The following is a 9,908-nucleotide window of genomic DNA, read 5'->3' on the forward strand; positions in this document are numbered from 1 at the left end:
TCTTCGAGCGATGAGTCATGGGGCGGGCGCGGCATTGCATGCGCCTGCATCGAACCTGATCGTAGCCCATTCTGCATCGCTTTGGTTGAAGCGTCAACCATTGTTCACTGAAGCGTCGCTCATGGAAGGTGTGGACCCGCTCTTCCGACGGCGAGCAGGCGGTGGATCCTGGCGACGAAACGGTCGACAGCAGGCCCGACGTCGTCCGCTGTCGCTCGCACCAACCACCAGTCGCCGTCCTTGAGCAGTTCACCCCGAGTCAGGTCCTTGCGGAACGTCGCTGGGTCGGACCGGTGCAGATCGCTCTCGTACTCGATCGCGACGCGAGCGTCCGGGTACGCGAGGTCGACGCATGCCACCCACCGCCCTTCCACCACGACGTCGTGGTTCAACGCAGGTTGTGGAAGCCCCGCCCGGGTCAGAACGATGCGGGTCCGTGTCTCACCGGGGGAGCGGGAGCCCGTCCGGATCTCAGCGATCGCTGCGCGGAGCTTCACGACGCCGCGGCACCCTCGACGTCGGCGCACCGCTGCTACGAGCTCAGGCAGCGTCACCCATCCGAGCCATCCCACGAGGGCGTCTCCGGCGACGATGAGTTCGTCCAGCGACAGCGACGAGGCAAGCGCCGTGAAGGTGTCGGCAGGATGTGTCAACGGCACACCCCGGCTGTGGACGACGCGGACGGATCCGGCGCGTGCACGGTGGCCGATCGACCCGCGGACCCTGAGCGCCTGGTCCGTCCCGATCGTCGTCACATGGAGGCGTGGGTCCCGCTCGAGGCGACGAGGCAGCGGGACACCGAGCAGCATCGCGGCCGTGGTGTGGCTGAAGACCTGATCGCCGCGCAGCCTCGGAGCGAGTGCCCGGGCGAGTTCGTCCGGCGTCCGTGGCTGGGTCGCGCATCGGATGCCGTGGAAGGGCCGGCGGAGGTCTCGGGCGTCGAGTCGGCCGCGTGGCACACCCATGTGGAGCGCGCGTCGCACACGGAACGGCGTCCGGCGCAGGGCCGGTGGAAGCGGGGTCTTCGGAGACATGCCGTCCATGCTGGAACCGCACCAGTACGGCGGGGGCGGGACGGGCCTCCAGTGTGGATGCATATTGAGGGCGGCCAGATGTGCAGGAAAGGCCGCTGTATGCGAGCGGGCGGAATCGTGGGCGAGCAGGCCTGATCGAGTCCGCTTTCCGCCCACTCGGCGGATGTGTGGTCAGGAGGAGTGCGGTTCGCCCGATCGCTGTCTGGTCGGGCCGGTGGCCCGCGGCGGTCTGTCGGCGGTCGGCAACGGGGCGTACGCGGGCGACGGGGCGAGCGGGCGAGAACGTCGTCGTTGCGGCTGGTTCGCCCTGGCATCTCGCCCGCTCGCCGGGTTGGGCTCGCCCGCTCGCCGGCCCGAGCGTCCCGACCCGAGCGGCCCTGCCGCGGAACCACACGGCGCAGGCACCACTGTCGGCTGTCCACAGGTACTGCGACGGCCTCCCGCGTGCGCGCTCACTCCAGTAGCGTCGGGACCATGGAATTCAGGTACCTCGGCAACTCCGGTCTCAAGATCTCGGAGATCACCTACGGCAACTGGTTGACGCACGGCTCGCAGGTCGAGAACGACGTCGCCACCCAGTGCGTGCGGGCCGCGCTCGACGCCGGCATCACGACGTTCGACACCGCGGACACCTACGCGAACACGGCAGCCGAGACGGTCCTCGGCGAAGCACTCAAGGGCGAGCGCCGTCAGTCCCTCGAGGTCTTCACGAAGGTCTACTGGCCGACCGGCCCGATGGGGCACAACGACGTCGGCCTCAGCCGCAAGCACATCATGGAGTCGATCAACGGCTCGCTCGAGCGTCTGCAGACCGACTACGTCGACCTCTACCAGGCACACCGCTTCGACTACGAGACCCCGCTCGAAGAGACCATGCAGGCCTTCGCGGACGTCGTCCGCCAGGGCAAGGCGCTCTACATCGGCGTCAGCGAGTGGTCCGCCGAGCAGATCCGTGCCGGCGCCGCCCTCGCGAAGGAGCTCGGCTTCCAGCTCATCTCGAACCAGCCGCAGTACTCGATGCTGTGGCGCGTCATCGAGGGAGAGGTCGTCCCCGCCTCGAAGCAGCTCGGCCTGTCGCAGATCGTCTGGTCGCCGATCGCCCAGGGCGTCCTCACCGGCAAGTACAAGCCGGGACAGCCGCTCCCCGAGGGGTCGCGCGCCACGGACGAGAAGGGCGGCGCGGACATGATCAAGCGGTTCATGCGCGACGAGGTCCTCGAGGCCGTCCAGCGTCTCCAGCCCGTCGCCGACGAGTCCGGGCTCACGCTCGCGCAGCTCGCCATCGCCTGGACCCTGCAGAACGAGAACGTCGCGTCGGCCATCGTCGGTGCTTCGCGTCCGTCGCAGGTCACCGACAACGTGAAGGCAGCGGGCGTCACGCTCGACGCCGACACGATGGCGCGCATCGACGAGGCGCTCGGGGACATCCCGGAGCGCGACGCGTCGAAGAACGTGTCGCCGGCCAAGCGTCCCGCCTGAGCGGAACCCACCGCCTGACGGACGGGAGGCCCGGTACCAGCTGGTACCGGGCCTCCCGTCCGTCAGGCGGTTGCGCAGGTCAGCGCACCACCACGAGCCCGCGGCCGGCGAAGCGGACGCCGTCGGTGTCGAAGTCGGCATCCCCGAAGCTGAACAGCACCTCGCCGGTGGCGCCGACGAGCGGGACCTCCGCCGGGTCGTCAGACAGGTTCACGACGACGTGCACCGGTGCTGCCGTCGGGCCGAGCAGACCGCGGGTCAGCACGAGCCACCGCTCGTCCTCGCTGAAACGGACCGCGTTCGCCTCGTACCGGTGGTCCACGAAGGCCTCGTCGGTCCGCCGGAGGGCAACGAGAACCCGGTACGCGTTGAGGATCCGGGCGCCACGCTCGGAGTCGACGTCGGACCAGTCGAGCTTCGAATTGGTGAACGTCGTCGGGTCCTGCGGGTCCGGCACGGTCGACTCGTCCCAGCCGTGTTCGGCGAACTCCTTGATCCGACCCTCGGCGGTGACCTTGCCGAGCTCCGGCTCCGGGTGCGAGGTGAAGAACTGCCACGGGGTAGTGGCGGCGAACTCCTCGCCCATGAAGAGCATCGGCGTGAACGGGCTGAGCAGGGTGAGCGCCGCGGCGATGACCAGGCCCTCGTCGGACACGGTCGCCGCCAGGCGGTCGCCGGCGGCGCGGTTGCCGATCTGGTCGTGGTTCTGGTTCGCCACGACGAGAGCGGTCGTCGGCGAGGTGCCGCGGTCGATCGGACGGCCGTGACGCTTGCCACGGAACGACGACCAGGTGCCGTCGTGGAAGAAGCCCTGGTCGAGGACCTTGGCCAGCGCGGTCAGCGGTGCGAAGTCGGCGTAGTAGCCGTTCGTCTCGCCGGTGACCGCGACGTGCACGGCGTGGTGGAAGTCGTCCGACCACTGACCGGCCAGCCCGTAGCCGGCGGCTTCACGCGGCCGGAACATGACCGGGTCGTTGAGGTCGGACTCGGCGATCAGGGACAGCGGCTTGCCGGTGAAGGACGAGAACGCGTCGGTCTCGCTGGCCATCTCCGCCAGGATGTGCGGGCGGGTCGTGTCGCGGATGGCGTGCACGGCGTCGAGTCGCAGTCCGTCGACGTGGTGGTCGCGGAACCACATCCGGACGTTGTCCAGCACGTAGCGGCGGACCTCGGGCTCCTCGACGTTGACCGAGTCGCCCCACGTGTTGGCCAGACCCTGCACCAGGTACGGACCGTAGAGCGGCAGGTAGTTGCCGCTGGGGCCGAGGTGGTTGTAGACGACGTCCTGGATGACACCGAGGCCGAGCGCGTGCGCGCGGTCGACGAAGCGGTCGTAGGCGTCGGGGCCGCCGTAGGGCGCGTGCACCGCGTACCACGCGACACCGTCGTAGCCCCAGTTCCACTCGCCGTTGACACCGTTGACCGGCAGGAGTTCGACGAACTCGACGCCGAGCTCGACCAGGTGCTCGAGCTTGGCGGCCGCGGCGTCCAGGGTGCCCTCGGGGGTGTATGTGCCGATGTGCATCTCGTAGATGACGCCGCCGCGGGCCGGACGACCGGTCCAGGCATCGTCGGTCCAGCGGAAGCGCTCCGGGTCCACGACCTCGGACGGGCCGTGCACGCCCTCGGGCTGGAAGCGGCTGCGCGGGTCGGGTCGGACGGCGTCGTCCCCGTCGACGCGGAAGCCGTAGCGCGCTCCGACGACGGGCAGGACGTCGTCCGTCGTCCACCAGCCGTCGTCCCCGCGTGTGAGCGGGTGCTCGGTGCCGTCGACGACGAGTCGGACGTTCTCGGGTTCGGGGGCCCAGACGCCGTAGCGGTCGGGACTGGTCATGCGTGACCCTCCAGGATCTCGACCTCGGCCTGGGCGTCGGTCTCGGTGTCTTCAGTGCTGGTGCTGGTGCTGGTGCTGCTCGTGGTGCTGGTGCCCGATGCCGTGCCCTCCGCCGCGTCGTGTCCGGCTCCGTCGACGACGTCGGCCGGAACGAGCAGTGCAACGGGGAAGTCGGTGAGGACCTCGTCGAGCAGGAGGTCCCGGTCAGCCGGGAAGCGCCTCCCGGTCAGCAGGTCCACGCGCTCCACCGGAACGACGTGCAGGAGCGTGTCCGCCCAGCCGCCGACCGCGTCGAGGCCGACGGGCAGCCGCGTGGCGACCGTCACGGATCCGCCGCGGTCGAAGGCGACCACGTGGTCCGCGGCCGGACCGGTCGCGTCGAGCGGGACGTACCGCGTGAACAGCTCCGGGTGGTCCCGACGGAGGCGGAGCGCGCGGCTCGTGACGAGTGTCTTCGCGGCGGCACCGAGGTCGATGCCGGGCAGGGTGTCCGGGCCGTCGTCGTCGGCGCCGTCGAGCGAGGCGAGGACGTGTCGGCGTTCGGTGTAGTCCACGGGTCGACGGTTGTCCGGGTCGACGAGTGAACGGTCCCACGCCTCGGTGCCCTGGTAGACGTCCGGGACTCCGGGAGCGGTGAGCTGCAGGATCTTCGCGCCGAGGCCGTTCGACCAACCGGCAGCGTCGATCCGCTCGTCCAGCGCATCGAGTTCGGCGACCACGGCGGGGTCGTCGAACGCGGCGTCGACGAGGGCGTGCATCTGCTGCTCGAAGGACTCGTTCGGCTCGGTCCACGTCGTGCTGTCACCGGCTTCACGTGACGCCTTCTCGGCGTAGGCGTGCAGGCGCTCGCGGGAGGCGGGACGCGCTCCGACGATCGCCTGCCAGAGCAGGTTCGCGAAGACGCCGTCCTCGAGCGGGGCCAGTGCGTTCAGCCGGTCGAAGGCCGCCGTCCACTCCTCGCCGAGTTCGGCGAGGACGGCGATGCGGGCACGGGTGTCCTCGCTGCGCTTCGTGTCGTGCGTCGTCAGCGTCGTCATGGCGTGCGGCCAGCTGGCGAGTCGCTCGCGCTGGGCGGCGTGGAACTCGTCGAGGGTGACCGAGAACACGCTCGGGTCGCCGCCGACCTCGCTCAGCGACGACAGACGGGAGGTCCGGTAGAACGCGGTGTCCTCGACACCCTTCGCCATCACCATGCCGCTGGTCTGCTGCAGGCGGATGGCGGCCGCGTTGTCCGCGTCGGAGAGCGCCGGCGCGATCCGGTCGATGACGTCGGCCAGGTCGGGGCGGGACTCCGCCGCGACCTCGAGTGCGTCGACGAGGTGGTGGATGCCCTCCGGCAGGTAGGTCCGGTACACCTCGAAGCTCGCCACGATCTCCGCCACGGCGTCGACGATCCGGTCCTCGGACACCGGGGCGCCGTCGGCCTGGACGGTCGGATCGACGACCAGGAGGCGCGCCAGCCGTCGGACTTCACTGTTCAGGATGCCGTCGGCGATACCACGACGGGTCCCGTGGGTGAGGTCCTGCCAGGCGACGTGTCCGCCGCGGAGCCGGTCCTCCAGGGCTGTGAGGGGTCCTTCGCCGACGGGGTCGACGAACACCCGGTCGATGAACCCGAGCGCGTCGTAGCCGGTGGTGCCGTCCACCGGCCAGGACGACGGCAGCAGCTCACCGGGCTCGAGGATCTTCTCGACCAGGGTGTAGGCGCCGCCGGTCAGGTCGGCGAGGTCGTCGAGGTAGCCGGCCGGGTCGTAGAGCCCGTCCGGGTGGTCGATGCGCAGGCCGTCCACGAGACCGTCGCGGAACCAGGATCCGATGACGCTGTGCGAGGCGGCGAACACCTCGGGCTCCTCGACGCGGATCGCGGCGAGGGTGTTCACCGCGAAGAAGCGGCGGTAGTTCAGCTCCGAGTCGGCACGCTTCCAGTGCACGAACTCGTAGTGCTGTCGGGCGTGCACGGTCTCGACGTCGTCGCCGTCGTGCACGGTGCCGGGCGCGGTCGGGTACTCCGTCTCACCGACGAGCAGACGCGGGGGCTTGCCGTCCGGAGTGCCCGGGTCGAGGGTGACGGCGTCGAGCAGCCGGTCGTCGAGCACCGGGATGCGCAAGCGGCCGTCGCCTGCGGCCCAGTCGATGTCGAACGCCCAGGCCACGGGCGACTCCTGGCCCTGCTCGAGGAGCGACCACCACCACGGGTTCACCGCCGGGGTCGCGACGCCCACGTGGTTCGGGACGACGTCGACGAGGACACCGAGCCCGGCCGCGTGTGCTGCCTCGGCGAGGGCTCGGAGTGCGTCGTCACCGCCACGCTCGGTGTCGACGTGGGTGTGGTCGACGACGTCGTACCCGTGACCGGAGCCGGGCTCCGCCTGCAGCACGGGCGACAGGTACAGCCAGTCGGCTCCGAGGTCACGGACGTAGTCGACGACGTCCTGTGCGGCGCTCAGGTCGAAGTCGGCGGTGACCTGCAGACGGTACGTCGAGGTCGGGTTCCGGCGGGTCATGCGGCACTCCCAGGGGTGTCAGAGTCGGGCGTCCCGGGGTCGGACGTCTCGGGTGCGGTGGTTCCGGTCGTCGCGGTGGCGCTGTCGGGACCGGTGGTGCTGGCGGGGCTCGTCGTGTCCGGGAGGCTCGTCGTGCTCGGGACACCGGAGGCTCCGGGGGTCCCGGCCGCGCTCGGGGTCGCCGAGGCGGCGGGGTTCGCCGGAGTCGCCGCCGGGTGGTCCGGGTCGGATTGCTCGGCCGCGTCGGAGGACGGGTCGGCGGCGGTGTGCGCCGTGGTGTCGACGGGCGTCCGCTGGATCTCGTGCTCGGGCTCTGCTCGGAGGACGATCATCGAGCGGGCCGGGACGTCGAGGGCGTCCCCGGCTTCGAGGACCTCCTCACGCGCTCCGGGTTCGGCCGTGTCGATGCGGACCGTCCACCCGGGGGAGTACTCCTCGGGCGGCAGCGTGAACGTCACGACGCCGTCGTGGGCGTTGAAGTACGTCAGGAAGGCCACGTCGGTGACGCGCTCGCCGCGGGCGTCGCGTCCGCGGATGCCCTCGCCGTTCAGGTACATGCCGACGCTCTTGCCGAAGCCGGAGTCCCATTCTTCCGGCTGCATCGCGTCACCGGCCGGCGTCAGCCACACCACGTCGGGCAGCGGCTCGCCCTCGCCGCGGCGGACCGGGCGTCCGTTGAAGTACCGGGTCCGTCGGAACGTCGGGTGGTCGTGGCGGAGCTTCACGACGTCGGCGGTGAACTGGATGAGTTCGTCGTCGGCGGTCGCCCAGTCGATCCAGCTCAGCTCGGAGTCCTGCGCGTAGACGTTGTTGTTGCCCTGCTGCGTGCGACCGAGTTCGTCACCGTGGGCGATCATCGGCACGCCCTGGCTGAGCAGCAGCGTGGCGATGAAGTTCCGGCGGCGCTGCAGCCGGAGGGCGTTGACCTCGGCGTCGTCCGTGGGGCCTTCGGCACCCGAGTTCCACGAGCGGTTGTGGCTCTCGCCGTCGTTGTTGTCCTCACCGTTGGCGTCGTTGTGCTTCTCGTTGTAGGCGACCAGGTCGTACAGCGTGAAGCCGTCGTGGGCGGTGATGAAGTTGATGCTCGCCTTGGGCGTGCGGCCGTCGTGCTCGTACAGGTCGGCGGACCCGGAGATGCGTGACGCGAACTCACCGAGGGTCGAGGGCTCGCCCCGCCAGAAGTCGCGGACGGTGTCGCGGTACTTGCCGTTCCACTCGGACCACTGCGGCGGGAAGTTGCCGACCTGGTAGCCGCCGGGGCCGACGTCCCACGGCTCGGCGATGAGCTTCACCTGCGAGACGATCGGGTCCTGCTGGACCAGTTCGAAGAAGGCGGAGAGCCGGTCGACCTCGTAGAACTCCCGGGCGAGGGCGGCGGCCAGGTCGAAGCGGAAGCCGTCGACGTGCATCTCGGTCACCCAGTAGCGGAGCGAGTCCATGATGAGCTGCAGCGAGTGCGGGTGCCCGACGTTGAGCGAGTTGCCGGTCCCCGTCACGTCCATGTAGTACCGCTTGTCGTCGTCCATCAGCCGGTAGTAGGCGGCGTTGTCGAGGCCGCGGAAGGACAGCGTGGGACCGAGGTGGTTGCCCTCGGCGGTGTGGTTGTAGACGACGTCGATGACGACCTCGATGCCGGCGCGGTGCAGCTCCCGCACCATCGTCTTGAACTCCTGCACCTGCTGCCCGCCGTCGCCCGAGGACGAGTAGTGCGAGTGCGGCGCGAAGAACCCGATGGTGTTGTAGCCCCAGTAGTTCGACAGCCCCTTGTCCTGCAGCGTCGAGTCGTTCACGAACTGGTGCACCGGCATCAGCTCGAGCGTCGTCACGCCCAGACGCTGGAGGTGCTCGATGACCGCCGGGTGCGAGACGCCGGCGTAGGTGCCGCGCTGGTCCTCCGGCACGTCCGGGTGCGTCTCGGTGAGGCCCTTGACGTGTGCCTCGTAGATGACGGTCTCGCCGTAGGGGATCCGGGGAGCCCGGTCACCCTGCCAGTCGAAGAACGGGTTGATCACCACGCCCTTCACCATGTGTGCGGCCGAGTCCTCGTCGTTCGTGGAGTCCGGGTCGCCGAACGTGTACGAGAAGAGCGACTGGTCCCAGTCGATGTCGCCGCTCGTCGCCTTGGCGTACGGGTCGAGCAGGAGCTTCGCCGGGTTCGACCGGACGCCGTTCGCCGGGTCGTACGGCGCGTGGACGCGGAAGCCGTACTCCTGCCCGGGGCCGACGGTCGGGAGGTAAGCGTGCCAGACGTGCGCGTCGACCTCGACGAGGCGGACGCGCTCTTCGGTCCCGTCGGCATCGAACAGGCAGAGCTCGACCCCTTCGGCGACCTCGCTGAACACGGCGAAGTTCGTGCCGCTGCCGTCGTAGGTCGCGCCGAGCGGGTAGGGGTTGCCGGGCCAGGTGTGCAAACGTGCCTCCAGGAGAGATGAACTGGGCCAACGTATCGGCGCACCCCTGTGATGTCCGCCGTTCAGGGGCGCACTGTGGAGCGTTCCCACTCTCCACAGCCCCTCGTCGGACAGGTCGGCTCCTCCCTCCACAGGCTGGACGACGAGCGGGTCCCTCCACAGTTCGTCCCCGCCCGTCCGTCAGCCAGTGCTGGCGGAGTAGCGTCGCCGCCATGACCAACATCGTCACGCAGATCGCAGACAAGGTGCGGCCCGTCGGCGTCGCCTCGAACTACGGCGACCCGGTGGAGGTCGGCGACAGCACGCTGATCCCCGTCTCCGTCAACTGGTACGGCTTCGGTGGGGGCTCCGACTCCGACGAAGACGGTGCTGGCGGTGGCGGCGGCGGGGCCGTCTCGCTCCCGGTCGGCGCCTACGTGCGCCGTCCCGGCCAGGACCTCGCGTTCGAGCCGAACGTCATCTCGCTCCTGACGGTCAGCATCCCGGTCATCTGGGTCGCCGGCAAGGTGCTCGTCAAGCTCATCCGCGCGCTCAAGAAGTGACCGCCTGACGGGCAGGTGGGGGCGGGGGGGGCGGGGAGCCCGCGCCGGGCGGGCGGGGGGGGGGGGGGAGGGTGAGCACCCGGGCCGCCCCGCGCGGCGGGGGG

Annotated in this window: 6 protein-coding genes; 2 read left to right on the forward strand and 4 right to left on the reverse strand. The window is 70.1% G+C overall.

What is annotated here, in order from left to right; genetic code table 11:
- Positions 1-119: 119 nt before the first annotated feature.
- Positions 120-1,034: a hypothetical protein gene (locus QCD68_RS09675; protein ID WP_301222871.1), complete on the reverse strand. Its 915-nt coding sequence runs from the start codon at positions 1,032-1,034 to the stop codon at positions 120-122.
- Positions 1,035-1,508: 474 nt separating this feature from the next.
- Between QCD68_RS09675 and QCD68_RS09680 the strand changes: the two genes are divergently transcribed.
- Entirely contained in the window at positions 1,509-2,513 is a 1,005-nt protein-coding gene (locus QCD68_RS09680) for an aldo/keto reductase family protein (RefSeq protein WP_253461898.1), read from the forward strand.
- A 79-nt stretch (positions 2,514-2,592) separates the two neighbouring features.
- Here QCD68_RS09680 and treZ read toward each other — a convergent pair whose 3' ends face one another.
- From treZ to glgX, 3 genes are read right to left on the reverse strand one after another with little or no spacing between them, the layout of a single operon-like run.
- On the reverse strand, positions 2,593-4,347 hold the full coding sequence (gene treZ / locus QCD68_RS09685; protein ID WP_301222872.1) for a malto-oligosyltrehalose trehalohydrolase: 1,755 nt from the start codon (positions 4,345-4,347) through the stop codon (positions 2,593-2,595).
- Entirely contained in the window at positions 4,344-6,851 is a 2,508-nt protein-coding gene (gene treY, locus QCD68_RS09690; protein ID WP_301222873.1) for a malto-oligosyltrehalose synthase, read from the reverse strand. The genes treZ and treY overlap by 4 nt, the downstream gene beginning before the upstream one ends.
- On the reverse strand, positions 6,848-9,262 hold the full coding sequence (gene glgX, locus QCD68_RS09695; RefSeq protein ID WP_301222874.1) for a glycogen debranching protein GlgX: 2,415 nt from the start codon (positions 9,260-9,262) through the stop codon (positions 6,848-6,850). The genes treY and glgX overlap by 4 nt, the downstream gene beginning before the upstream one ends.
- Positions 9,263-9,474: 212 nt before the next feature.
- On the opposite strand from glgX, the gene QCD68_RS09700 reads away from it, so the two are divergent.
- Complete coding sequence (locus tag QCD68_RS09700) at positions 9,475-9,804, forward strand: hypothetical protein (RefSeq protein ID WP_111075928.1); 330 nt, start codon at positions 9,475-9,477, stop codon at positions 9,802-9,804.
- Positions 9,805-9,908 lie beyond the last annotated feature (104 nt).

It is taken from the genome of Curtobacterium sp. PsM8, assembly GCF_030433875.1.
Taxonomy (GTDB): domain Bacteria; phylum Actinomycetota; class Actinomycetes; order Actinomycetales; family Microbacteriaceae; genus Curtobacterium.